Source organism: Nostoc sp. NMS9 (genome assembly GCF_017114995.1).
Taxonomy (GTDB): domain Bacteria; phylum Cyanobacteriota; class Cyanobacteriia; order Cyanobacteriales; family Nostocaceae; genus Nostoc.
In genome coordinates this window covers 1-26,089 of record NZ_JABXKL010000074.1, presented here as the reverse complement: position 1 = coordinate 26,089, position 26,089 = coordinate 1, and the positions used below count along the sequence as shown (strand labels likewise).

At 42.2% G+C, this 26,089-nt stretch carries 18 protein-coding genes; 8 read left to right on the top strand and 10 right to left on the bottom strand.

Features of this window, described 5'->3' with window-relative positions:
• Window positions 1–101 precede the first annotated feature (101 nt).
• Complete coding sequence (locus tag HWQ40_RS22625; protein WP_292782092.1) at window positions 102–518, bottom strand: (2Fe-2S) ferredoxin domain-containing protein; 417 nt, start codon at window positions 516–518, stop codon at window positions 102–104.
• 92 nt (window positions 519–610) lie between these two features.
• Between HWQ40_RS22625 and HWQ40_RS22620 the strand changes: the two genes are divergently transcribed.
• The 3 genes from HWQ40_RS22620 (at window position 611) to HWQ40_RS22610 (ending at window position 2,906) form a co-directional block, all read left to right on the top strand.
• Entirely contained in the window at window positions 611–1,270 is a 660-nt protein-coding gene (locus HWQ40_RS22620) for a bifunctional 2-polyprenyl-6-hydroxyphenol methylase/3-demethylubiquinol 3-O-methyltransferase UbiG (protein ID WP_292782090.1), read from the top strand.
• 162 nt (window positions 1,271–1,432) lie between these two features.
• Window positions 1,433–1,825, top strand: a complete 393-nt coding sequence (locus HWQ40_RS22615) for a carboxymuconolactone decarboxylase family protein (RefSeq protein WP_292782087.1) — start codon at window positions 1,433–1,435, stop codon at window positions 1,823–1,825.
• A 259-nt stretch (window positions 1,826–2,084) separates the two neighbouring features.
• Window positions 2,085–2,906 (top strand): alpha/beta hydrolase, encoded by an 822-nt coding sequence (locus HWQ40_RS22610; RefSeq protein WP_292782085.1) that lies wholly within the window; start codon window positions 2,085–2,087, stop codon window positions 2,904–2,906.
• A gap of 69 nt (window positions 2,907–2,975) precedes the next feature.
• Here HWQ40_RS22610 and HWQ40_RS22605 read toward each other — a convergent pair whose 3' ends face one another.
• On the bottom strand, window positions 2,976–4,538 hold the full coding sequence (locus HWQ40_RS22605) for a hydantoinase B/oxoprolinase family protein (RefSeq protein ID WP_292782082.1): 1,563 nt from the start codon (window positions 4,536–4,538) through the stop codon (window positions 2,976–2,978).
• 55 nt (window positions 4,539–4,593) lie between these two features.
• Between HWQ40_RS22605 and HWQ40_RS22600 the strand changes: the two genes are divergently transcribed.
• Window positions 4,594–4,845: a hypothetical protein gene (locus HWQ40_RS22600; protein WP_292782078.1), complete on the top strand. Its 252-nt coding sequence runs from the start codon at window positions 4,594–4,596 to the stop codon at window positions 4,843–4,845.
• A gap of 9 nt (window positions 4,846–4,854) precedes the next feature.
• Window positions 4,855–5,076: a GNAT family N-acetyltransferase gene (locus tag HWQ40_RS22595; RefSeq protein ID WP_334982405.1), complete on the top strand. Its 222-nt coding sequence runs from the start codon at window positions 4,855–4,857 to the stop codon at window positions 5,074–5,076.
• Between the two features lie 5 nt (window positions 5,077–5,081).
• Here HWQ40_RS22595 and HWQ40_RS22590 read toward each other — a convergent pair whose 3' ends face one another.
• The 3 genes from HWQ40_RS22590 to HWQ40_RS22580 all read right to left on the bottom strand — a co-directional run bounded on the left by HWQ40_RS22590 (window position 5,082) and on the right by HWQ40_RS22580 (window position 13,623).
• Window positions 5,082–7,172, bottom strand: a complete 2,091-nt coding sequence (locus HWQ40_RS22590) for a hydantoinase/oxoprolinase family protein (protein ID WP_292782072.1) — start codon at window positions 7,170–7,172, stop codon at window positions 5,082–5,084.
• Between the two features lie 227 nt (window positions 7,173–7,399).
• The gene (locus HWQ40_RS22585) at window positions 7,400–10,555 is read right to left on the bottom strand and encodes a COR domain-containing protein (protein WP_292782069.1); all 3,156 of its coding nucleotides are present in this window, start codon (window positions 10,553–10,555) and stop codon (window positions 7,400–7,402) included.
• Window positions 10,556–10,812: 257 nt separating this feature from the next.
• Entirely contained in the window at window positions 10,813–13,623 is a 2,811-nt protein-coding gene (locus tag HWQ40_RS22580; protein WP_292782067.1) for an ATP-binding protein, read from the bottom strand.
• Window positions 13,624–13,967: 344 nt separating this feature from the next.
• Between HWQ40_RS22580 and HWQ40_RS22575 the strand changes: the two genes are divergently transcribed.
• The gene (locus HWQ40_RS22575; RefSeq protein ID WP_292782064.1) at window positions 13,968–14,252 is read left to right on the top strand and encodes a hypothetical protein; all 285 of its coding nucleotides are present in this window, start codon (window positions 13,968–13,970) and stop codon (window positions 14,250–14,252) included.
• Window positions 14,253–14,392: 140 nt separating this feature from the next.
• Window positions 14,393–17,215: a COR domain-containing protein gene (locus HWQ40_RS22570; protein ID WP_292782062.1), complete on the top strand. Its 2,823-nt coding sequence runs from the start codon at window positions 14,393–14,395 to the stop codon at window positions 17,213–17,215.
• A gap of 167 nt (window positions 17,216–17,382) precedes the next feature.
• Here HWQ40_RS22570 and HWQ40_RS22565 read toward each other — a convergent pair whose 3' ends face one another.
• A complete protein-coding gene (locus HWQ40_RS22565) occupies window positions 17,383–19,674 on the bottom strand; it encodes a glycoside hydrolase family 65 protein (RefSeq protein WP_292782059.1) in 2,292 nt (763 codons plus the stop codon).
• Window positions 19,675–20,353: 679 nt separating this feature from the next.
• Between HWQ40_RS22565 and HWQ40_RS22560 the strand changes: the two genes are divergently transcribed.
• On the top strand, window positions 20,354–22,999 hold the full coding sequence (locus HWQ40_RS22560; RefSeq protein ID WP_292782056.1) for an ATP-binding protein: 2,646 nt from the start codon (window positions 20,354–20,356) through the stop codon (window positions 22,997–22,999).
• Between the two features lie 257 nt (window positions 23,000–23,256).
• On the opposite strand, the gene HWQ40_RS22555 is transcribed toward HWQ40_RS22560, so the two are convergent.
• The 4 genes from HWQ40_RS22555 to HWQ40_RS22540 form a co-directional block, all read right to left on the bottom strand.
• Window positions 23,257–23,961: a helix-hairpin-helix domain-containing protein gene (locus HWQ40_RS22555; protein ID WP_292782054.1), complete on the bottom strand. Its 705-nt coding sequence runs from the start codon at window positions 23,959–23,961 to the stop codon at window positions 23,257–23,259.
• Between the two features lie 21 nt (window positions 23,962–23,982).
• Window positions 23,983–24,372, bottom strand: a complete 390-nt coding sequence (locus tag HWQ40_RS22550) for an NINE protein (RefSeq protein WP_292782051.1) — start codon at window positions 24,370–24,372, stop codon at window positions 23,983–23,985.
• A gap of 627 nt (window positions 24,373–24,999) precedes the next feature.
• Entirely contained in the window at window positions 25,000–25,395 is a 396-nt protein-coding gene (locus HWQ40_RS22545) for a hypothetical protein (protein WP_292782048.1), read from the bottom strand.
• A gap of 217 nt (window positions 25,396–25,612) precedes the next feature.
• Window positions 25,613–26,089, bottom strand: a 477-nt coding sequence (locus tag HWQ40_RS22540; protein ID WP_292782045.1) for a tetratricopeptide repeat protein, incomplete at its 5' end; no start/stop codon positions are given.

Here is a 26,089-nt window from a genome sequence, read left to right as displayed (position 1 = left end):
AATATTCACACCCTTTTTTATTTGCCACTTGAGCAAAATATAGTACGAGATAACATACAGTTCTGAATTGAATAACTTTAAGCTTTAGTATACCTTTGCAGTCAGCCTTTATTCTGTTTGATATATGAATAGAGAAGTTCGCGATCGCTCCGAGGATTTACAATTAAGCATGGACTATTTCCGTAACTTCCATTACTTACAAGAACAACAGTAATGCCCGTCCGTGGACAAACCCCTAAACAACTGCTGCTAACAACCCGAAATTCACCCCATAATCCCTCAAACTTTAAACGAGATTTCAACCAATTCTCTAAGTCTTCGGAAGCCGTTGAGCCTGACCGCTCGTTTGCACATTGTGAACATACAAGCACCAAACCAGATTCCCATCGGGGAGAAACGGTTGGAATAGAAGTTTCTAATCGAGAATTTATTAGGGGCGATGGTTGCTGAGAATTGGATGCAGACCCCTTGAGGATACGTTTGAGCAATCTCTTAATACGCTGGATCAGTTTTTTCATGAACAACCCCACCTATTTCTCTCTCTGACAGAATAATATAAGTTTCCCGTTTAGTCTGTTCAAGTAGATAACTAACTGATTCATGCCCGTATATGGAGAGTAATGACTATCAAAGTGAACAAGCTTCCAATAGCTCTCAACTAAAAGCTTGGTTTGATGCTCAACAAAACGAGATTGAAGTTGCCTATCTATCTTCAAAAAATTCTTATCAACAATCGGGTTGGGGAAGTACACCTGAACGCTGGCAATTTGCGCGAAAGCTGATTCTAAAGGCAGTCAATAAAAGTGGTACTTTTCTCGATTTGGGCTGTGCTAATGGGCTATTGTTGGAGTGTTTGATGCAATGGGCAGGTGAGCAAGGGTTTTATCTAACTCCGTATGGTGTAGATATTTCACTCCAGCTTGTTGAACTAGCACGTAGGAGATTACCTGCGTTTGCAACTAACTTAGTAGTTGCGAATGCCTTCACTTTGCAAACACCTATGCAGTATGACTTTGTACACACATTACTGGAATATGTCCCCGAAAACTTACACCTAGAGTACTTGAGGCGACTGCTTGAACAACTGGTTGCACCAGCAGGACGATTAATTGTCAGCAGCTACAGTAGTCGCAGCCAAGGAATAATTCCTCTGGACATTGAAACATATTTACAACAGCTTGGATTTACAACAGCTTGGATTTCAAGTAGAAGGGAGTGTTATCGCTCAAGAAGTAGATGGTTGGATACTAACTCGTGTTGCTTGGATTGAGAAAGCGCTTTAGTAGTGCGCTGTCAATGTGTCGTTTCACTAACCTGACATTGGCTAGCTAAAAGTTTCAGCCTCAAAGACTCAAGTTACTATCTTTAATTGCAACTCAGTATTACAATCTAGGGGTTCCCACTCGCTGGGGAGACTATATGGAATTTAAATATGACTAAGCTGATCGAATACGAAGAAGCCAGCGACGAAGTACGTGCAGTGTATGACGACATCCGCGTTACACGTCAGAATGATTACATCAATAACTTTTGGAAAGCCATAGCCAATCATCCCCCCACCCTGCAACGAACGTGGCAAGCTGTAAAGGAAGTGATGGTTAGCCCTGGTGAAATTGATCCACTGATGCGCGAACTGATTTACATTGCCGTGAGTGCGACGAATGGCTGTGAGTATTGCATCGCCTCGCACACAGCGGCAGCACGTGCCAAGGGTATGAATGATACTATGTTTGGGGAACTAATGGCGATCGCAGCTACTGCCAATATGACCAATCGCCTCGCCAACGGCTATCAAATTCCCGTGGATGAAAAATTCAAGACGTAGGAGTTTAACCTTGTCTATTGGTGTCAACTTAACGTGAAAGCCAGCCTAGAACAAGCTTTTAGATATTGTCTCGTTCCCAGTCGGAGACTGGGAATGCCGTCCTAGAGGCTCCGCCTCCCTTGCTGGCGGCTCTGCCGCCAGGAGCAGCATTTCCACCCAGAGGCTGGAAACGAGGTTTTAAAGGAGTTTTACTTTAAGTTGACACCAATGAACCTTGTCTATCCCTGCTTAAAAATAAGGTTTAGCAGAATTATTTACTATGCCCAAGGTTCAGATTAACGGGATTGATTTGTTCTACGACATTAAGGGAACGGGTGAGCCTTTGCTATTAATAGCTGGCTTTCTTTGCGATCATGCCTATTGGTCGCTGATTATGCCATCGCTGGTTTCGCAGTATCAAGTCATTCGCTTGGATAACCGAGGTATGGGGAGAAGCTCTGCTCCCGAAAACCCCTATAGCCTGAAACAGATGGCTAGTGACGTTGCAGCATTGCTCGATCGCATCGGAATTAATCAGGTGCATCTAGCAGGTCATTCAATGGGTAGTCAGATAGCCCAAGAGTTAGTGTTAGCACACCCTGAAAAGGTAAAAAGTCTAATGTTACTCTCATCTTTAGCAAAAGGTGATGCATTATTCAACAGCATCATCGAGACTTGGGGCGAACTTCCTAGTAATGTAGACCTAAAACTTTACGAAAAAGTCATATTACCCTGGATATTTACAGATGCCTTCTACTCAATTCCTGACATGATCGAAGGTCTGATTGAATTTGCTATCAGATATCCTTTTCCACCTGCAACTCATTCACTTTATCATCACAGCCAAGCGATCCTTAGTAGTAACACAATAGACCGCCTTCAAGAAATTCATTGTCCTACCTTAGTTATGGTTGGTAAACAAGATATTCTCACCCCGCTAAAGTTTTCCCAAGAACTTGCTCAAGGTATTCCCAATGCTGAACTTGTAGTCATCGAACGTGGTGGTCATGGCTTCTTGATTGAGTCGCCGGATGCTGTGGTTTCAGCCATGCTCAATTTTTTGGGGAAGTCGAAGCCAGCTTATAGCAATTTTGGATTTTAGATTTGGGATTTTAGATTTTGGTGAAGTAGCGTTGTAAATCCATTGTTGCAAAAATTTTGGTAAATGGTATTAGGATTTACCAAAACCACCGCCGCCAGGAGTTTCTATGACAAAAACATCCCCAGTTTTCATTTCTACTGTTGCTGTGCTGTCTAAATTCTCTTCAATTCCATTCTGACGTTGTATCCAGTTGCGTCCTACTTTTCCTGCCTCCCCACCATTTAATCCAAAGGGAGGAATAACCCGATGACCAGAGAGAATATTAGCTGTCATCGGTTCTAGAAATCGAATGCGGCGGACAACTCCATTACCACCCGAATATTTTCCTTTGCCACCGCTATCGGGACGAAAACTAAAGCTTTCTAAAAGTACAGGATAACGGGTTTCTAAAACTTCTGGATCGGTCAAGCGGGAGTTAGTCATGTGAGAATGAACAGTATCAGTGCCATCAAAATCAATTCCTGCCCCAGAGCCGCCGCAAATAGTTTCATAATATTGATATTGTTCATTACCAAAAGTAAAATTATTCATCGTTCCTTGAGAAGCGGACATAACACCCAAAGCACCATATAAAGCATCAACAATAGTTTGAGAAGTTTCTACATTACCCGCAACTACTGCGGCTGGATAAGTTGGGTTGAGCATACAGCCAACCGGGATAATAATTTCTAGAGGATTAAGACACCCAGCATTGAGAGGAATATTATCATCAACTAAAGTACGGAAGACATATAAGACTGCTGCTTGAGTTACAGCTTTAGGAGCATTGAAATTACTATTTAGTTGTAGAGAAGTACCAGTAAAATCAATGGTAGCACTACGGTTTTCTGAGTGAATCGTCACTTTAACTTGAATTTTTGCTCCATTATCCATTTTATAAGTAAATGAGCCATCCTTGAGAACTGCGATCGCTCGTCTAACCGACTCCTCAGCATTAGCTTGCACAAAGCTCATATAAGCTTGAACAGTATCGAGCTTGTATTGTGAAACCATTTTACGAAGTTCTTGAACTCCCCTTTCATTTGCAGCAATTTGTGCTTTAAAATCAGCGATATTTTGGTCAGGGTTACGAGCAGGATAAGTATGATTTGAGAGGTGCTGTTTTACTGCGGTTTCTCGAAAATTTCCCTCTTCAACCAAGAGGAAATTATCAAAAATAATTCCTTCTTCTTCTACTGTAGTACTGTGGGGAGGCATTGAACCGGGAGTAATTCCCCCGATATCTGCTTGGTGTCCACGAGAAGCAACAAAAAATAGGGGGATTGGGCATGGATTATTTTCACTGTTTTCCAAAAAAACTGGTGTAATTGCAGTGACATCAGGTAGGTGGGTTCCGCCGTTATAGGGGTTATTAGATAGATAGACACTTCCCGGTTTTAGGGTGTACCCTTTATCATTAATTAAACTGCGCACACTTTCACTCATTGAGCCTAAATGTACAGGAATATGGGGGGCATTTGCTACTAATAATCCCGAAGAATCAAAAATAGCGCAGGAGAAATCCAGCCTTTCTTTGATATTTACAGATGTTGCTGTGTTTTGTAACACAATTCCCATTTGCTCGGCGATAAATTGATAGAGATTTTTGAATATTTCTAAGCGGACGGGATTGGGTTGAGATGTTGTGTACATATTTGACTCCTATTCTTTGCTAAAATTATCTACTAAAGTGATTGCAAGTAGTTCAATGAATATTCGGTCTGCTACACCTGATGATGTATTACTAATTTTTTCCTTTATCCAAAAAAAGTCTGATTTTAATAGAAACATTGGTGCTTATTCTGGTGTACTTCAAGTTACTGAGGATAAAATACGTAAAACAATTTTTGGAGCAGTACCTTTCTCTTACGTTTTATTTGCAGAAATTTCAGAGTGTGTGGTTGGGTTTGCTTTATATGGATTCAGATACTCATCTTTTATAGGGCAACCGAGTATTTAGCTTGATGATTTGTATGTGGATGAAGATATGAGAAATCAGGGAGCAGGAGCCGCGTTAATGAGTTATTTAGCTCAAGTTGCAAAGGACAATGACTGTACCCATCTTGCTTGGAATGCTGATGTTCGCAACATTCGCGGACTTAGTTTTTATGATCGGCTAGGTGCAAAAGTTACAAAGCAGAAAGGTAATCGCTGTTTTTTAACCTGGACACCACAAATACTTGCTGTATAAGCAGTTTATAGATGCTGTAAAATTAAATAATTGTTCTCAGTTAATCTTGCTTGCCAATTAAGTTCCACTACAATTGTGCTAATTTTTTCGACAATGATCGCAGGTCCATTAATACTATCTTCTGGTTGTAAATCTTCTCGTCGGTAAACAATAGTATCATACCATCTACCGCTACTAAACATCCTTACTATCTCAAGAGATGTAGGAGCTTCATTTAAAGGGCGAGTACGAGTAATTAAGGGTTCTTCAGGAGTCTCCATTTTCTGAATTACTTCCACTGAAGCTGATTCGACAATCAAAGTTTTTTCTAATTGAATGAAACCATAACGGGATTTATGTTCAACCTCAAACTCTTGTCGCATAATTACCACATTATCAGCAAAGTTGACAGTCAATGTAGAGTTAGTCCCTTCATATTTTAAGTTGACTTTTTCGACTATTTCTGTTTGATCGTTAGCTTCATTTGTTTCACTTATAGCTTGAGCTTCTAAATATTCCATTAACTGCTGTAATTTCGGGATTAATGCTTGCTTTAAAGGCTGTTCTACACCTCCTTCTCTAATTGCCCGCACATCAGCTAATCCCATTCCGTAAGCAGAGAGAACACCAGCATAAGGATGTAAAAATATTTTTTTAATTCCCAAGGTATCAGCAATTAAACAAGCGACTTGCCCACCTGCACCACCAAAACAACAAAGCACATATTGGGTAACATCATAACCGCGTTGTAGACTGATTTTTTTAATTGCATTTGCCATATTTTCCACTGCGATCGCAATAAATCCAGCAGCTACCTCTTCGGGAGTAGAATGATTTAATGTAGCTGCTTGAATGTCTTGAGTTAATTGTGTAAATTTTTGAATAACAATATCTTTATCTAAAGGTAAATTAACATCAATGCCAAAAACTGAGGGAAAATATTGTGGGTGAATTTTACCTAACATCACATTGGCATCAGTAACCGTTAATGGCCCGCCACGTCGATAACAAGCAGGCCCAGGATTTGATCCAGCAGATTTAGGACCAACACGATAGCTAGAACCATCAAAAAACAGAACTGAACCACCACCAGCAGCAATGGTATTAATTGCTAATACAGGAACTCGCATCCGCGCCCCAGCTATTTCTGAATCTAGTTGTCGTTCATACTCTCCTTTAAAATGGGCAACATCTGTACTTGTTCCTCCCATATCAAAGGTAATAACTAACTCGAAACCTGCTCTTTTACTAGTTTGAACTGCGCCAACAATACCACCAGCCGGGCCACTTAAAATACTATCTTTTCCTTGAAAGTGTTCGGCTGCAACTAAACCCCCGTCAGATTTCATAAACATTAAGTTGACGTTGGGTAACTGACTCGCTACTTGATTAACGTAGCGGCGTAAAATAGGAGTTAAATAAGCATCGACTACTGTTGTATCTCCCCGGCTAACCAACTTCATTAACGGACTAACTTGATGGGATATGGATATTTGAGTAAAGCCGATTTCTTGGGCAAGCTGGGCTATTTGTTGTTCATGTTTAGGATAGCGATCGCTGTGCATAAAAACAATAGCACAACTCCGAACTCCTGTATGGTAAACTGCTTGTAATTCACTTTTAACTTGTTCAATATTTATAGATATTAATTCATTTCCGTTAGCATCATAGCGTTCATCTATTTCAATCACCTGCTCATAAAGCATCGTTGGTAAAATTATCTGACGGGCAAAGATATTAGGACGGTTTTGGTAGCCAATTCGCAGCGCATCTTTAAATCCTTTGGTTATCAGAAGAACAACTCTGTCTCCCTTTCTTTCTAACAGCGCATTTGTTGCTACTGTTGTCCCCATTTTTACCACTTCTATCGCCTCAGTAGGAATAGGTTCGTTGCTAGCAATACCCATGATATCTCGAATACCTTTGATGGCTGCATCTTGATATTGTTCGGGATTTTCAGAAAGGAGTTTGTAGACTATAATCCATTGCTGATTAGGCAGAGTCACAATTAAAAAACGTTCAGGATATTTTGAAAGTCTATCGATAATTGCTTGATTATTAGTAACAGCAACAATATCTGTGAATGTACCACCTCGGTCAGCAAAAATCTTCAACATTACTCTGTTTCCTGTATAATCATGAAAAATTACGAAATAGCTCTAAGAGGATGTTTGAAAAGTCGTGATTGATGTATCAAATATTTTTTTACCCCTCCCTAACCCTCCCCTTGTAAAGGGGAGAAGACTGGATTTTCTGGTTTCCCCCCTTGTAAAGGGGGGATTAAGGGGGGTGATTAAAATCACAGTCAAACACTTTTCAAACATCCTCTAATATCCGTTGTCAATTAATATTCATCTACAAATTGAGGATGAACCCAGAGAAATTCACGGCGTTTGTTTTGCACCCGCACTAGACCACCAAAACTAGGATCTTTTCCTTTCAGAAGGGCGTGTAATTCTCGTAAGATAGAGCCTTGGGCGCGGATTGCATCGCCTTCCAACAAAGAAGATTCACTCTTAGACTTCCCAGCCAAAGCGATATCGCTTCCTTTCAAGAAAGACTCGGTAGTTTTCTGTCCCAGATCGAGTTGTTCTTCAATGCCTTTGTATGAAGTGTCATCAAGCATCAACTTGGTTGCGGAAGCTGCGACAGGTAAGACTAGGCTGAGAGTTGTCGTCAACAGTTTGAGAAAGGGGGCTGCTTTGGTGAACCACTCGCGGGGAAACTCTAATTCATAGACTCCTTTCGTCTGATCATCGGGATTTAAGGCTGGAAGTGGTAGACGAGCGTGTTCACACCAGAGGGTAAGTTGAAACTTAGCTCTGACCCATCTGCGGCTATCAAAAAATTTTGGATCGATAGGCTTAAAGCTGAACAGGCGCGGGCCGTCTTTTGCTTCATCGGTGAGCATCTGCATGAGTGTTGCAAACTGCTGATCGACTTGACTTAAAATTATACGCTGATCCTGAGTTAATTTCTGAAAGCGTTCTTCATCTCGACGATCCAAGATAACTAAATATCGGCGAATGACCTTTAACTCCTCTTTCACAATACCTCGGAACTGCTCAATGCCAATTGCTTGGGATGGGTGTTGAGCAGTTGGCGCGTTATTCAGCAATTGATCGATGTTTTGCCATTCGCCACACCCGGAAATGGGACACGGGAACTCATGGCGATTTTTCTTTTTGCTTTCAATTAGTTTTTGTACCTCAAACAGTCCGTTTCCAGGCGCATTCATACCGCAAGTTTCAATGCAGGGAACCATCACATTACAACGCAATCCTTCCCAGAAATTCTCGACTAGCCATTTAATCTCTTCCGTGAGATATGACAGGAACCTTTCTGGATAAGCTGCCCGCACCGTAATTTTTACATCAGTGCCAACATATTCCAGCAATGCCCGACCGTTGTAATCATTGTCAAGCATTAAGCCCCGTTGCCAGTGGATGCTGTCTTCATAATTCGCCCGTCCCAGTGAGTATTTGTGCAACCGGACAATCAACTGGTAAAACAATCCTTCTGCAACTGCAAACTGTCCGCGACTGTCCACAATGCGGCAGATTTGCACCTGTTGTCTATCTCCCGCTTCTGGTTGCTCTCCCCAATTGGGCAATGGCTCCGGGCGTGTGTCAGGAACAAGTTGAGCAATCAGGCTGGTGTTGCTAGTTTCTGATGGATCGAAAACCACTTTGTAGGATAGATCAAAGCGTTCCATCAGCCGCAGAAAGATTGGATGCAATTTTGAGGGGTAGCCTTCCTCGCCTGCAAATGGGGGATGGCTCCACAACTGGCTGAGATGCTGAAATTCCACTAAACCGTTGCGTTTGCGTGTCGTTTCATCATCTAGCACGAAACTGATCGCCTTTGCCAGCCAGTCGGGTTTGAGGATGACGATATCGCGTAGTGTTGGGTCGTTATGATAATGGATAAAATGCCCTAATATATGGGAGATGCGAAGGAACAGTTCTGCTTGCTCCTCATCGATTCCCTCTTTAGCGCAGATGGCAATGACATCATTGTAGGGGAGATAGGCTTTGTCACTTGTCTGTAAGGTTTCCCGCACCCGCTGCCACTTTCCTGGAACGGAACGCCCCATTTCGGGAAGAGATGCAGCGACACGAGCAATAGCATCTTTTAATTCTGCAATCCCACTGCAATGTGTCGTATCTTGGTTGGGTTTGCTGTCTACATGGAAGAAATTGATTACCGTATCTTTGCCGAATTGAGCGAGAATTTCTTGTCTGTCAATGTCTGGTTGTCGCTGTCCAGGGCCACCGTGGGTTGCAACTACTAATACCTTCGCATCCGGTTCCCGATTTTTGATCAGTGTAATCCACTCTTTGACAAAGCCCTGCTGGGGGCCTTCCCGTGGTTTCCAGATAACTAGATACACGGCTGGCGCACTGAAAAACAACTGGTGCGTCGGTCGATAAACCCGTTGACCGCCAAAATCCCAACCATTGAGTGATATCTCTGTGCCACTGTCGGGATCGGTGACGATTACAGATTTAATTTCAATCCCGTGAGTCGTGGGGCGACCATCCTCCCATTCATCTCCCCGCAATGCACCCAACAGACAACTCTTGCCCACCTCACCCTCGCCAACTAGAATCAGTTTGGCTTCATTCAGAGTTATCTGGGCTTCTGCCTTTGCCCGCAGGTATTGCAAAACAGCTTCTGTGCCTTGTTTGTAAGCGGCTGCAAGATCAGGGTTAAGAGGGTTGTTGCGGAGGTAAAGCACTTGCAACTGAGTCAGGGATGCGATTGCTTTTGGCAGTTCGGTCAGTTGGTTGTTTTCAAGGTTAAGCTTTTGCAACCCAGTCAGGGATGCAAAAGCTTCTGGTAGTTCGGTCAGTTGGTTGTCGGAGAGGAAAAGCGTTTGCAACCCAGTCAGGGATGTGATCGTTTCTGGCAGTTCAATCAGTTGGTTGTTGTTGAGGTAAAGCTTTTGCAACCCAGTCAGGGATGCAAAAGCTTCTGGCAGTTCGATCAGTTGGTTGTTGTCGAGGTAAAGCAGTTGCAACCCAGTCAAGGATGCGATCGCTTCTGGCAGTTGAGTCAGTTGGTTGTTCTGGAGGTAAAGCTGTTGCAACCCAGTCAGGGATGCGATCGCTTCTGGCAGTTCGATCAGTTGGTTGTTCCGGAGGTAAAGCCGTTGCAACCCAGTCAAGGATGCGATCGCTTCTGGCAGTTCGGTCAGTTGGTTATTGTGGAGGTCAAGCTGTTGCAACCCAGTCAGGGATGCAACAGCTTCTGGCAGTTGAGTCAGTTGGTTATTGTGGAGGTCAAGCTGTTGCAACCCAGTCAAGGATGCGATCGCTTCTGGCAGTTCGGTCAGTTGGTTATTGTCAAGGTCAAGCTGTTGCAACCCAGTCAGGGATGCAACAGCTTCTGGTATCTCAGTGAGTTCTATGTTGCTGAGATCGAGTTCTATTGCTCCCTCTTGCCGTGCCTTTTCAATACGCTGCTCTGCTTCTTGATAAGCTTTATCTCTTGCCATGAGCAAATCCTTTCTCTCACTACCAAAATCGGAGTAATAGCCAGACTCTTATTCTAATGTCAAAAGTAGATTCAGCTTGGTACAGAATTTCATTAATTGTATAGCGAATTAAATTTGGCCATACCCTGCATTGTTAATGCGTCGGCTTGCATTGTTAATGCGTTATATTGTATTAAAAACGCTACGCTTTTACACAAAACTGTACCTATTTATTTTATTTGGGTTAAAATTTTAACCACGTCAAATAATGTTGACAATTATATAGCCTGCTGATTTAGCGGAATTACAATTACAAATTCTGTCCCCTTTCCAGGAGCAGAAATACATTCTAATTTTCCCTGATGTTTTTGGGTGATAATCTGATGACTAATAGATAAACCTAACCCAGTACCTTTATTAACTGGTTTAGTCGTAAAAAATGGTTCAAATAATTGTTTTTGTACCTTTTCTGGAATGCCAATACCATTGTCGCCAATACGAATAACTACCTGATTTTCGCTAGTGAGTTTAGTCTGAATGCGTATCTGGGGATTAGAGAGCGCTTTTTCCCCTACTTCCCACTCACCATTTTCCACTGCCTCTTCTAAAGCATCGATCGCATTTGCGAGAAGATTCATAAAGACTTGATTCAGTTGTCCAGCATAACATTCTACTAATGGCAGATTGCCGTATTCTTTAATCACCTCAATTGTTTGATTGTTAGATTTAGGTTTGAGGCGATGTTCTAAAATCATCAACGTATTATCTATACCCTCATGGATATTCACAGCTTTCATCTCTGCGTCATCTAACCGGGAAAAGTTTCGCAGAGATAAGACAATTTCTGTGATTCGTTCCGCACCAACTGTCATAGAAGTTAGCAAGTTGGGCAAGTCTGCAATCAGAAAATCTAAGTCGATCGCTTCTGTTTCTTTTTGAATTTCCTTTGCTGGATTAGGATAGTTTTGCTGGTATAATTGCAGCAGTCTCAATAAATCTTGGATATATTGATTGGCATAATTGATATTGCCATAAATAAAGTTGACTGGGTTGTTGATTTCATGGGCTACACCTGCTACTAACTGCCCCAAACTTGACATTTTTTCACTATGCACCAATTGAGATACTAGCTGCTTTGCTTCTTGGCGCAATTGTGCTTCTGAGTATCGCAATATCTGTTCAGCTTGTTTGCGCTGGGTAATGTCGTGGAGAATGACGACATATTCCTGAAAATCCCGATGGGGTCGGTCTGAGATGGAAACTTCCAGAGTTCTGTTTTTTCCATTGCCGATTAGAATTTGTTCGCTACGCTTTATCCACTGCTCTGGATAGTAGACTAATGCGGGTAGCCATTTGTTGAGGTGATTTCCCCGCAACTCAAATGGGTTGACACCAAAAAACGATTCGGTGGCTGGGTTAGCTTGCTGGATAATGCCTCGATCGTCTACGACTAAAATACCATCTTGGGCGACAGTAAATAGGTGTTCGGCGGCTTCTCGCGCTTCTGCGATCGCTACCACTTGTGGTAAACTTGTCCAACAAGCGATCGCTACTCCCACAAATGCCACACTCATCAGTAGCACCACAAATATATTCTCACCGCCGGCAGTTGCCACTTTATTAAGTTTGACGCCAAATAACCAGCCAACTGCCACGGCGCTGCACAGTAAAAAAATCAGGATGCTTACCTGAAGAATTACTGAGTCTTTGATAATTACTACAGGGCGCGTGCGATATCGCCGCATCCACCAATCAGGATGGAAAGCAGGGAAATCCATACGGCGAATTACTGCATCTATTCCCATAACACCAATGGGAAATAATAGCCCAATCAGCAAGTTGAGCCAACCCCAGGCAAATCCGCCCACCAATAGCACCACAACTTCTAACAGCAGAATGGCCAGAGATATGCCAGGGAACAAAACTTCCGGGCGAGCGCGCCGGAGCCAAAGCCCCAAATGCAGTAACATAAAGGAGACAAACCAGCCAATGTTACCAACAGCCACAATTCGCGCGACATCTCCCCAAATCAGATAGATTAAGCACAACACCAGTGTTAATGTCAATGCTGGGACAAACACACCCCGACGCGAGACAACGGAAAATACTGGTGAAATGTGGTTATCTAAGGCCAGTTGATACAAAATTCGCGGGCAATTAGAAACCACCGTTGCCGAACCTAGTAGACAAGCAGCTACTAGCAAAAAAGAAACACTTACACCAGTGAATCTTCCCCAAAAGGGCAGGGAAGCTGCCGCAAGATTCAGAAAAGCATTGTCTTTAAGGTTGGGATTTGTTGCTAACCGCATCACTACCCAAGAACCTCCCAAAAAGATGGGTGGCATCATCCAGGCTGCAACATCTAGAAACCGTAGCGTTTGAGTGGGGTTGCGGCTATCGGCGACAAAGGAAGAAGCCGTTTCACAGCTATAGGTTGCATAAGTGACGAAAAAGAACCACTTTGCCCAATCTACAAAGCTCAAAGATGACCAACTGCTAGGAAAAAACCCAGGACTCACCGGAGAAAACGCTAACCAGCCAAGACCTTGGACACAGAAGGTCATTAGCAGTCCAAAGGCTGGAATTACAAAAAACAAATGTAAAATACTCAGGGCGCGAGTCCCACTAAACGCCACGATAAAAGGTAACAGTGTAAAGCTAATATCCAGAAATATATCTGGACAGGTAATACCCAGCGCCTGCAAATTTACTTTAATTAAATCTCTGAGTACGATTGTATTCACTGACAAGTAAGAAACCCAATTGAGGAGGTATCCAATTGCTGCATAACGAGCTAGTCCTGGGTAGTTTTGCAGTAGCTTGGTAGCATAGTTAGGTGTTCCTCCAGCTACATTGATGAAATGCATACCCAAGCGTTTTACCTGATAGTTGAGCAGCATTCCGAAAATCACCGCAGGTATCCAGACAAAAATAGCTTGGGAACCGAGAGCAGCATGAATCGCTGGAACTAATGCTGTCCAAGAAATATGAGCTGTCAAACCAAAGCCCCAACTTTCAACAGCACTTAGGCTTCTAGTCAAGCGAGGGTAAGAAGATTGGCCCAATGTGGAGTGAGCAGGATGGGACATGATTGGCAGTGTTGGGTGGGATACTGTAATTAAGCTTATTACCTAGAGTTCCCATCTCGTAAATGTTCTGAACAAAAACTTTCTGTACGGAATCATACTTAGATGTTGAGTATATCACCAGAGAAAATTACCTTCACAACACAAGCATTTATTAAGAAGATGTTTTAAAAGTGTTTGGCTGTGATTTTTAAAATCAAATGCAACAAGTTAAATATTTTACCGCGATCGCACCTATTATCTGAAGCAAATTATGAAAATTATCGAACCGCTTTCGCGTAGCGTCTCGCAGAGAAGCCGCCAAGAGCGCCAAGAGAAGAAACAGAAAAGTTTATAAATTATTACAGTTGGTGTTCAGAGGTGGAGCGATCGCCCTTTTTGCTCGACAGTTGCTGTTCACAGGTGGAACGATCGCCCTTTTTGCTCGACAGTTGGTGTTCACAGGTGGAACGATCGCTGTTTTTACTCGACAGTTGGTGTTCAGAGGTGGAACGATCGCCCTTTTTGCTCGACAGTTGGTGTTCAAAGGTGGAGCGATCGCCCTTTTTGCTCGACAGTTGGTGTTCACAGGTGGAGCGATCGCCCTTTTTGCTCGACAGTTGATGTTCACAGGTGGAATGGTGAGGTTTTGAGGTCGAGTCTAGAGGCGTAGGAGCCTGCGATCGCCACAATGCAATCGCTTGATACGGGCTACATTATTAATTAGCTCAATTTCTCTGCTGCGCGTCCAAGCAGCAACTCGTCGTCAGGCATCGCCTCTGTAAAACCCGAAATGACTAACGAAGAACTGCTGCAAATTATTGAAAAAGCTGTCAGAGATAAGAAGACACAATTAGACCTTTCTGGCAAAGGCTTAACAACCCTGCCACCGGAATTTGGCCAACTCACCAACCTGCAATACCTCAACCTCAGCAGTAATCAACTGAACAGTCTGCCACCGGAATTTGGCCAACTCACCAACCTGCAAACGCTCTACCTCTTCAGTAATCAACTGAGCAGTCTGCCACCGGAATTTGGCCAACTCACCAACCTGCAAACGCTCTACCTCTTCAGTAATCAACTGAGCAGTCTGCCACCGGAATTTGGCCAACTCACCAACCTGCAAACGCTCTACCTCTTCAGTAATCAACTGAGCAGTCTGCCACCGGAATTTGGCCAACTCACCAACCTGCAAACGCTCTACCTCTTCAGTAATCAACTGAGCAGTCTGCCACCGGAATTTGGCCAACTCACCAACCTGCAAACGCTCTACCTCTTCAGTAATCAACTGAGCAGTCTGCCACCGGAATTTGGCCAACTCACCAACCTGCAATCCCTCAACTTTAGCAATAATCAACTGAGCAGTCTGCCACCGGAATTTGGCCAACTCACCAACCTGCAATCCCTCAACTTTAGCAATAATCAACTGAGCAGTCTGCCACCGGAATTTGGCCAACTCACCAACCTGCAATCCCTCAACTTTAGCAATAATCAACTGAGCAGTCTGCCACCGGAATTTGGCCAACTCACCAACCTGCAATCCCTCAACTTTAGCAATAATCAACTGAGCAGTCTGCCACCGGAATTTGGCCAACTCACCAACCTGCAATTCCTCAACCTCGACAGTAATCCTTTAGAATCACCTCCACCAGAAATTATCACGAAAGGGTTTAAAGCAATTCTTGACTTTTGCAGGCAACAAATAGAACAACAAACCGATCGCCTCTACGAAGCCAAATTACTCATTGTAGGAGAAGGAGGTGCAGGTAAAACTACGCTAGCCAAAAAAATTCAAGACAATAAATATACGTTACAACAAGATGAAAATACCACCGAAGGCATTGATATTATTCAATGGAAGTTCTTGCTTGACAATAACAGAGAATTTCAGGTCAACATTTGGGACTTTGGTGGTCAAGAAATTTACCATGCTACCCACCAATTTTTCCTTACAAAACGCTCTTTTTATGCCTTGGTTGCTGATACTCGCAAAGAAGACACAGATTTTTACTACTGGTTAAATGTAGTTGAATTACTGAGCGGTAATAGTCCTTTGTTAATTATCAAAAATGAAAAGCAGGAGCGCAAACGAGAAATAAATGAGCGGGAGTTACGGCGTGAATTCACTAATTTTCAAGAAACACTTACTACAAACTTGGCCACTAATCGAGGTCTGCCGGAAATCTTAAAGCAAATTAAGTATTATATTACTAACCTACCTCATGTAGGAATAGAACTCCCTAAAACCTGGGTGAAAGTGCGAGAAGCTTTAGAAGGTAACTCTCGCGAATATATTAGCTTGGAAGAATATCTAAACATCTGTGAGCAACATGGTTTTACTAAACAGGAGGAAAAACTCCAACTCAGTGACTATCTGCATGATTTAGGTGTATGCCTTCACTTCCAAGATGATGACTTTTTAATAAAAACCGTGATTCTCAAGCCCACTTGGGGTACAGATGCCGTTTACAAAGTGTTAGATAATCCACAAGTAATTCAAAACCTGGGTAAATTTGATCGCAATGATTTAAAAAATATTTGGCACGAAAACAAATATGCCGATATGCGACCAGAACTGTTGCGGCTAATGATGAAATTTAAACTGTGTTACGAAATACCTAGTCGTCCCGGCACTTATATCGCACCTCAATTACTCTCTGTCAACCAACCTGATTTCAATTGGGATGAATCCAATAATCTAATCCTGCGTTATAAATATGACTTCATGCCGAAAGGTATTCTCACCCGCTTTATAGTCGAAATGCACTCTGATATTGAACAACAAACCCTAGTTTGGAAAACAGGCGTTGTTCTTGCTAAAGACCAAACCCGTGCTGAAGTGATTGAACACTACAATCAACGAGAAATTAAAGTCCGCGTAGCAGGAAAAAACAAGAAAGAACGGCTAGCAGTTATCATCCATGAACTAGAAAAAATTCATAACTCTTACGAACGTCTGCAATATCAAACACTTGTTCCCTGCAACTGTGAAAGCTGTAAGGATAGTCAAACGCCTCATTTTTACCGCCGAGACGTGTTGTACAAATTCCGAGAAAATAATCGCGACCAAATCCAGTGCCAAGATAGCGGTGATATGGTAGATGTCCGCAGACTAATTGACGATGTTTTACCGACGTCACCAACTCTGCAAATACCTATGTCTGAACCCATAACCAGAAATCAAGTTTTCATCAGCTATAGTCATCAAGATCAGGAGTGGCTTACCAAACTCCAGAAACACCTCAAACCAATGATTCGTAACCAAAATATGCTTGTGTGGGACGATACCAAAATTCAACCCGGTGCTGAGTGGCGCAAAGAAATTGAAAATGCTTTAGCAGCAGCAAAAGTGGCAGTATTGTTGGTTAGCCCCGATTTTTTAGCATCAGACTTTATTGCCGAGAATGAGTTACCGCCATTGTTAGATGCGGCTGAAGCCGAAGGACTTACGATTATTTGGATACCGTTGAGTTTTAGCAGCTACGAGGAAACAGAAATTGAAAAGTATCAGTCAGCGCACCCTCCGAATCAACCTTTAGACAGTCTGAACTCAGCACAAGAGAATAAAGCTTGGGTGGATATCTGTAAGAAGATTAAAACAGCAGTTACTCGCTAGAAGAACCTCTCCCTGCCTTGAACTAAAGTTCAAGTCTGTCCCTCTCTGAATCGGAGAGGGAAGGTTTTGCCTACTAAAACTAGGGAGAGGTTTCTTTTGTAAAAGCGATGGCTGCGCCAACATCTTCTCTTCGAGACGCTGCGCGAACGACGATCGCAGGTAAACTCTTAGCTATCGGTTAAAACTTCATCCAAGTCGAAGATAACCTGACTAATTTTCGAGCGTGTATCTGCCAAGGGGGGAACTTTGACTTCTGTTTCAGCTTGTAAGTCGAAGTCATACCACTCGTTACGCCATTGCAGACGAAACTTCAAACGCGTCCAGTTAGGTGGTAGATTGGGACAGGCAATGGGGCCAAATTGAGTCATCCGAATGCCGGCAAACCCGAAAACTACTGCTTGCCATACTCCTCCAGCACTGGCAGCGTGAATTCCTTCGGCTGCGTTCAGTCTGACATCCTCTAAGTCTACCAAGGCCGATCGCAGAAAGTGTGTATAAGCTTCGGTTGGTTGATTGAGGTCACAAGCTAAGATGGCGTTAATGGCTGGGCCTAGTGAAGAACCATAACTGTGGTCGGTGCGTTGGTTGTAATAGTTCCAGTTGCTGACGAGAGTGTTATAGTCGTAGCGATCGCGCAATAAATACAAGAGCATCAATACATCTGGCTGCTTGAGAATTTGCTTTTGGCTGGTGGCTTCAATTCCCAACAAACCTTGCAGAGATTTGCTACGCGGTTCGTAATCAGCGAGGTTAACGTCTTCTAGCTGGAAAAAGCCTTCAAATTGCTCAATTAAACCCGTTTGAGCATCTTCATTGACAAATAGACGCTCTTGGATTTTTGCCCAATGGTGCAGACGCTCTGTAGTTAAGTTGAGTTTTTGCTCTAGTTGTGCTGAGGTTTCAGGATAAGCTTGTTTGAGCCAATCCCACAGTCGCAAAGCTGACTGCAAATGCCACTGTACCATAAGATTGGTGAAGGCATTATTATCAACACGATCGTGATTTTCATCCGGGCCAATTACATCTAGGATGTCATAGCTGTGGCGCTCTTGATTCCACTGCACCCGACTTTCCCAGAAAACAGCCGTATCAAGGATAATTTCCGCGCCATAATCGCGCATCCAGTCATCATCATTAGTAGTCTGCCAGTAGTGCAAAATTGCATAAGCGATATCAGCAGTGATATGCACTTCAATGTCACCGCACCAGATACGGATTAATTCACCGTTGGGAGCCGGAACCCAGCGCGGAGTGACTTCATCGCCAGTAGTGGCACTTTCCCAAGCAAACATCGCTCCTTGATAACCTGCTTCTTGAGCTTTGCGTCTCGCTCCTGGTAGGGTGTGGTAGCGGTAGGTGAGCAAGTTACGCGCTAGGGCTGGTTGAGTTAAGGTGAGGAAGGGCAGGATGAATATTTCTGTATCCCAAAAGATATGTCCGCTATAGGCAAAACCGGAAAGGGTTTTGGGAGGAATGCTTACCCGGTTGTCGTGACGCGGTGTCACCGCTAGTAATTGGAAGAGATTGTAACGGACGCTCAATTGAGCCAAGCGATCGCCTTCTATTATAATGTCACTGTCTTGCCACACTTGCTCCCATGCAGTAATGTGAGCTGCCAATAGGGTAGTATATCTCGGTTCATCAGCGAGTCTTTGTAAGGCGGTGGCAATCGGGATTTCTGTCTCTCGTGAAGTAAACAGGGTGACAATCTTTTCTACAGTTACCGTTTTTCCGGGATATAACTCTAAGGTGGTTGTCAAAATGGGAGAACTAGAAGCATTTTCGATGCTCACGAGTCTAGTCTCGTCACCATCTACCACTAACTTAGCTGCCATCCCAAGTTGAATATTTGAGTAGAGAGTTTGACTGTTTAACCAGATAATCTGATCTATGCCACCTTGGTTTAAGGTTCGCCAATGGTTGATGCCTTGAGTATCTGGTTCGCTATCAAATCCGGCTTCAACGGTAATTTCACCCTCAAAGTCTACCGATGTGATTTGAGCGCGAATCGCCAAAACATGTTGGTCTGCTAAACTGGCGAAACGCTCGAAGTGAAAATCTAAGGTATGACCACTAGGACTACGCCACCGCACATCACGGCTAACTAAACCTAAGCGTAGATCGAGCCGACGTTCGTAGTTGAGAATCTCACCACTGTCCATACTAAAGCGATCGCCTGCAACTTTTACCACCAATGGTAGCCAGTTGGGACAGTTTACCAATTCGGTATGAGCAATTGTCACATCATCATAAACACCGTGGATGAGTGTGGCTGGAAAATCTTGGGAATACCCTTCCTCAAACGTACCCCGCACTCCTAACAACCCATTACCAAGAGTGAAAACAGTTTCTTTATGATGTAACTGCGTCGGGTTAAACTCCGTTTCAATAACGTTCCAGTCAGTATTGTCAATTAATTGCTGATTTTGTTGAGAATCGTGAGTGGATACGTTGAGCATGAGTGATAAAACCTATGTCTTGGGGGTGGCTGTGGGCAGGATGCAGTAAAATTAGGAGGCAATCTTTAAATGATTAACTCCTTTTTTTTAGCGCCTAGACTAGAAAATAGTCTGAACGCCAAAAAACACGCTTCTGATAAGAGTAACGTTTCACATTTCATCTGTCTACAGTTAGATTTATTCAAAAATGCCAGTTATAACTCATAAATCTCAACTAACTACGAATTGATTCAGCCTTTCATCAATTTCTTTCATATTTACAATTAAGGCAAGACACGATGAATCGCCGTCTCTACAAAGAACTGATTATTGTAGAGACGGCGATTTATCGCGTCTTTGTCTTTGTGATGGACGTTAGTCATATTTTGGCTGGTAAAATTTACAGGTGCAGTTAAGTAACGTTTTGTTCTTTTACCAGAAGTGGTATATTGGCACTTGACCCGACCGAGTACAAACTATGCATAATATCATGTCCGTATAAATAGTTATGATTTCCACAGTCATTGCACCCCACCCCCAGCCCCTCCCCGCCTGCGGCGAGGGGAGACAAAGCATAGCTTTGGCGGGGTGGGGTTCTTCAGGTTTAATAAGTAATTTAGCGGACATGATATAAGCCCACAGGACAGCAAACTAGAGGTGTTGTACTCAGTACTACAGGACAGGAAGGGGAAGTGGGCAGATGAACAAAAATACCGGGCAAAGTAATGTTTTTTCCCTGTTTAAAGGCGTACCTCTAAGTCGCATCTTGGTAGCGTTGTTTCTGCTGCAAATCTTGCTAGCTGTGGGATTGACTGCATACTTATCAATCGGAAACGGGCAAAAGGCAGTCAATGAGGTAGCTAGGGAATTACGTCATGAAGTTGCCAATCGAGTCGAGCAGAATTTACAAACTTACTTGGTAACTCCGCGTCAGATACTACGCAGTAATCAAAATGTGATTAACATGGGGTTGCTGAAAATAGAGAATCTGGCAAGCTGGGAGTCATACTTAATAGAGCAGTTAAAGATTTTTCCAGATGCGTTGGCAATAACTGCAAGCAATGAGCAAGAATATTTAGCGGTGGAGAAGTTCAACGATCGCCAATTTTTACTCAGAAAAGCCGATAAGTCAACTGGGTACGACCTCTACACCTACATAATTGACTCTCAAGGTGAACGTACTCAATTACCAGAAGTAATCAAAAACTATGATGCGCGATCGCGTCCTGATTATCAAACAGCAGTTACCGCCAAAAAATTCAGCTTTAGTCAGATTTTTACACCCCGCACGGAACCAACACTCCTAATTAGTGCTTCTCTTCCCATCTATAACTCCCAAGGCGAACTACTCGCAGTCAACAGCACTCTGACTCACTTATCCCAAATTGGGGATTTGCTGCAAAACATCAAAGTTGGCAAATCTGGGCAAATTTTTATTATCGAGCGATCGGGGCTATTAGTTGCAAGTTCTACAACCGAAGAACCATTCCGCCTCCAAAATGGTAAGCCCATTAGGTTGAAAGCTTCCCAAAGCGGTAATTCTTTGACTCAAGCAACCGCTAAATATTTAGCAACTAAATTTAATAACTTTGACCAAATTCAACGTTTACAGCAACTAGATTTTTCCTTAGACGGCAAACGGCAATTTTTAGAAGTTAGACCCTTCGAGGGCGAACCAAATGTCAATTGGTTGATAATAGTGGCTGTCCCAGAAGCAGACTTTATGGGACAAATTAATCGCAACATTCAAACGACAATTTTTCTCTGTTTGGGAGTGTTGGGACTAGCTATTATATTGGGGATTGTCACCGCTCGGTGGATTACTCAACCAATTTTGCACTTCAGCAGGGCGACAAAAGATTTAACTGATTTTCCCAATGGCGAAGACTCAGTGGTGAAAGTACAGGGCATTAAAGAATTAGAAGTGCTGGGTGGATCTTTTAATGAGATGGCGCAAGATTTACGCAAAACCTTTACTGCACTGATTAGCAAAAATGAGGATTTAGAACTGCAAATTAAGCAGCGAACTCAAGAATTACAGCAAGAGATTCAAGAACGCATTAACAGCGAGCGAAAACTGGGACAGCATCATCAAGTACTAGTAGAACTGGCAAATCACAAAGCGGTTGTTGAAGGAAATTTAGAAACAGCATTCAAAGCGATCGCACAAAAAGCAGCCAATGCCTTAGAAGTAGAGCGAGTGAGTGTGTGGTTATTCAATAGCGAGCGCACCAAGCTACAATGCATAAGTCTCTATGAACGTAGCAATCAGAGACATTCGGCAGGTTTAGAACGCAACCTTGCAGATTATTTAATCTATTTTAAAGCCTTGGTGGTTTCTCGTACCATTGCCGTCTCCGATACTCGCACCGATCCACGGGTACAAGAATTATGGGATAAATTGCTCGAACCAAATAATATTGTATCCCTAATTGATACCAGTCTTTGGGTTGGGGGCGAAATGGTGGGAACAGTATTATCTGAACAGGTTGATATTCCCCGAAAATGGGAACTGAGTGAGCAAAACTTCATTAGCTCAATCGCGGAAATTGTCGCCCTAACTTTAGAAGTATGCGATCGCAAACGTGCAGAATCCGCGCTACGTGAGGCTAAAGAAATCGCCGAAGTAGCAAATCGTGCTAGAAGCACCTTTTTAGAAAACATCAACCACGATCTGAGGAATCCCTTAAGCTCCATTCTAGGAATCACAGAGGCACTCAAGGATCAAGTGTACGGACCTGTGAGTGAAGAACAGCGCCAGTCTCTAAATATGCTCGAATCTAGCGGTAAAAACTTACTAGAATTAATTAACCAAATCCTCGACTTTACCGACACCGAATCCAGCAAAATCGAACTGCAACTAGGTGCTACTTCGATTCAAGAAATATGTGAGTCCAGCCTAAGTTTTGTCAAACATCTGGCGTTCCAGAAAAATATTCGGCTGAGGGTAGAAGTACCTGAAGAACTCGAACCCATCCAAGTCGATGAACGCCGCATTCGCCAAGTATTTATCAACTTATTGACTAACGCGATCGAGTTTACTAAAGAAGGAGGCGAAGTTTGGATTGAAGTCCAGCCAAGTTCTACCCATGAATATATCTTTATCAGCGTGGTAGATACGGGGATTGGGATGCTTTCTGATGACCTTTTTAAATTATTTCAACCTTTTGTCCAAGTTGAAAATACTTCTAGCCGTCGTTCTTCAGGCAAGGGTTTAGGATTAGTAATGGTGCAAAAAATTGTCGAGTTGCATGGTGGAACTGTCCATGCCGAAAGCCAGTTAGGTAAAGGTAGTCGATTTACAGTTAAACTTTTTTGGAAAAAGGCGGGAGAATCGAGAGTCTAAGAGGATGTTTGAAAAGTGGTATGTTGTGATTTTAATCGAATTATTACCCCCCTTAATCCCCCCTTATAAAGGGGGAAACAAGAAAATCCGTTTCCCTCACCTTTATAAGATTTTAATATTCATTTGGTATGTGCATTTCAATTGGGGAAACAAGAAAATCCGGTTCCCTCACCTTTATAAGGGGAGGGTTAGGGTGGGGTAAAAAAATATTTGATACATCAATCATGACTTTTCAAACATCCTCTAAGCTATATCCTCTAAGCTATATGACGATAGGTATTGAACGGTAATCCAGTGCGCTGCTTCACATCAATCAATGATTTATACTCACCTCGTTGCTGCCTTTCGGCAACAATTTGTTCTGCGATCGCTCTATCCAATCCACAGGTAATCAATTCATCAGTTGAATATGTGTTTAATCGTTTCCAAGAAAAATCAGCTTCTTTTTTGTAGTTGTAGCTAAAAGTAATCAGTGGTGTAATTCGAGCTACCTGCTTTTCGGGAATTCCGGCTATTTCTATTAACTCTTCTACATGAGTGAAAACATATCCCTCATTCATCAATGATTCGATGTTATTTGCATAAACTATCGGTAGTCCTAAATAATTCACTAGTTCGTGTTTGGAGCATTCATTAATATCTATTTTCTCACGAGTATTCGCAACTAACTTTGCTAACTCTTGTTCTTCTGGAATTGGTAAATTCTTCGGATAAGTTTTAATTAAATAAGATTTTTTAAGGTAAAAAGCAACGCCAATTTGAGCCATCCAGATCGCTAATGCGAAACTATTTGCCGATAAAGCTAAAGCTAAAGTAGAGATGCTAATCCCGATGACAACCCAAGTTTTAGTTTTAGATTTATAACCTGCATAGACAATCGCAAATCCCCCTAATGTCGGAATTAATGATAACCACACCCAAGCAGGAGTTTGTTGAAACCAAGATTTAGATTGTGACATCATAAATCGACTAATAATTTTAATTTACAAAGATTTTAGAAGTTTTTGCCGCTTTTCTTCATACTCTTCTGCGGTAATTATCCCAGAATCAAAAAGAGTTTTTAAATCAGCTAAGGCACTGGTTGCATCTTTAGCAGATACCGGACCACTTGCGCTTGCTAGACCTTTATTATATTTTGTATTGAATTCGGTATCTGACATTATAATTAGCCCGAAAAACTCAACAAAGGCTATTAAAGCTGGAATACAAGTCCAGCAAAACAATAAGTACAAAATTCCTGCTACATTTTCTCCTAAATAAAATTTGTGAATTCCCAGCCCTCCGCCAAAAAAGCAAAGCAGAATTGCTGTAGATTTAGTCTTCATGGTATTTCCTTTTTTAATTAACTCTAATAAATCTTTATTGGCATACAATACAAGCAAAAATTCTGTCGTTTTTTGATTATTTATGTGGTTTATTAGTGACTTTTTCCGTCAAAAAATAAATAACGATTATACATAGCTGAGATTCCATTAAGACTAAATATCCTTTAACTATGTAGTTTAAATCTAAGTTGGAATTGAAATAAAAAATCAGAGAACCAATTGCTAGATATGGAACTAAACGCAACTGATGAAGTTTAAGTTTGAGTCTTTGGTTATTTAAGTTGCTCATCAGTAGATAAAGTTATGTTGAGCAATAATTGCTTATAAAGAATCGAGCGGTTATTACAAATTTGTTTGGTTTAACAGATATTAACTCTTATTTAAAGCCAATTTTAGTTAATTTCTATCTGTTAAACCTCACGAATTTTACCGACTTTACTTATATATTATATCAATAGAGTTACGTAAAGTTTCTGATGACTAAAGTAAATGTAAAGTATAAAAAATCACTTAAATTTTGCCTTCTTTGCTGTTTTAGACAACAGAACAATGTAAAATTCAAGCATGACAGTGATTAGCAGTTCTTGTTCTACTTTGCATAATTCCTGTTCGTGCCTAAAAACCTGCTAAAAATAGGCTTTGTTTCAATAGTGCAGACTTAAGTCTGAGGCGCTTTTATGCAGTTGTAGCACCCTTAGTAGTAGCTTCCTCTAAAGTCGCTTTCAAGCGTGTTGCTGTGCTTTTACGGATGCGATCGCTTTTGCGAACACCACCCGCCATCTCATATTCACGGCTATCTTTACCGTATTTAAAAGCAACTCCAATGAGCATTTTCTCAGTTAGATTGCTTAAATTTTTGTCCAATTCGTCCATCTCAGTTTTAGAAGAGTCGATGGTGGCTAGAGCAGTATTATAAGCATCTATCTTGGTACGGTATTGCTCAATTAATTGTGTCATGCTTTCTAAGTTGCGCCCATCGCCAAAATCCATAGTCGGATCGATGGCTTTAAGTCCCGCTGTTCTTAATTCAGCTTTTTCGAGAACGCGGTATGTACGTTTTTGACGAGACATAAATGTATCCTTTTTATTCTGCTTTAGAGCTAGTTTGCCTCACTAAAGCTGGATCTTAGTTCAGTGAAATCCTCAAGGATTAGTATTTAATATAACAATTTATTAAGTATTTGGCGCAAAAATCGTGATTTTGTTAATGAAACTCGTGAGTTTGTTAATGAAAATCGTGAGTTTGTTAATGAAACTCGTGAGTTTGTTAATGAAAACCGTGATTTTGTTAATGAAACTCGTGATTTTCTTGGATTTCTTGGAGTTTAGCTATGGCATCTTCTACAAAGATTTCATAGGGAATCTTTCTAGCAAGGTCAATAGCGCGATTGAGCGCATCTACAGCCTCTTTTTGCCGTCCCAGTTTTAAGAGAATTTCAGATGTGAAGTAAATCAAATTACGACTTTGGCTATACTTGTCACCAATTTGGGTATACAGTTCTAACGCTACTTCACAATACTCTAAACCCAAAGTTAAATTTTCTTGCAAGATGCCAATTGCTTGTAAAGTATTAGCTTCACCCAAGCGATCGCCTATCTCGCGGTAGAATGCCAATGCTGTTTCGTAGCGCTCTAAGGCTTCGGTGCTGCGTTTGAGGAACTGCAAGACATCGCCGATTGCTATTAATGTATTAGCTTCACCCAAGCGAGCGCCTATCTCGCGGTAGAATGCCAATGCTGTTTCGTAGCGCTCTAAGGCTTCGGT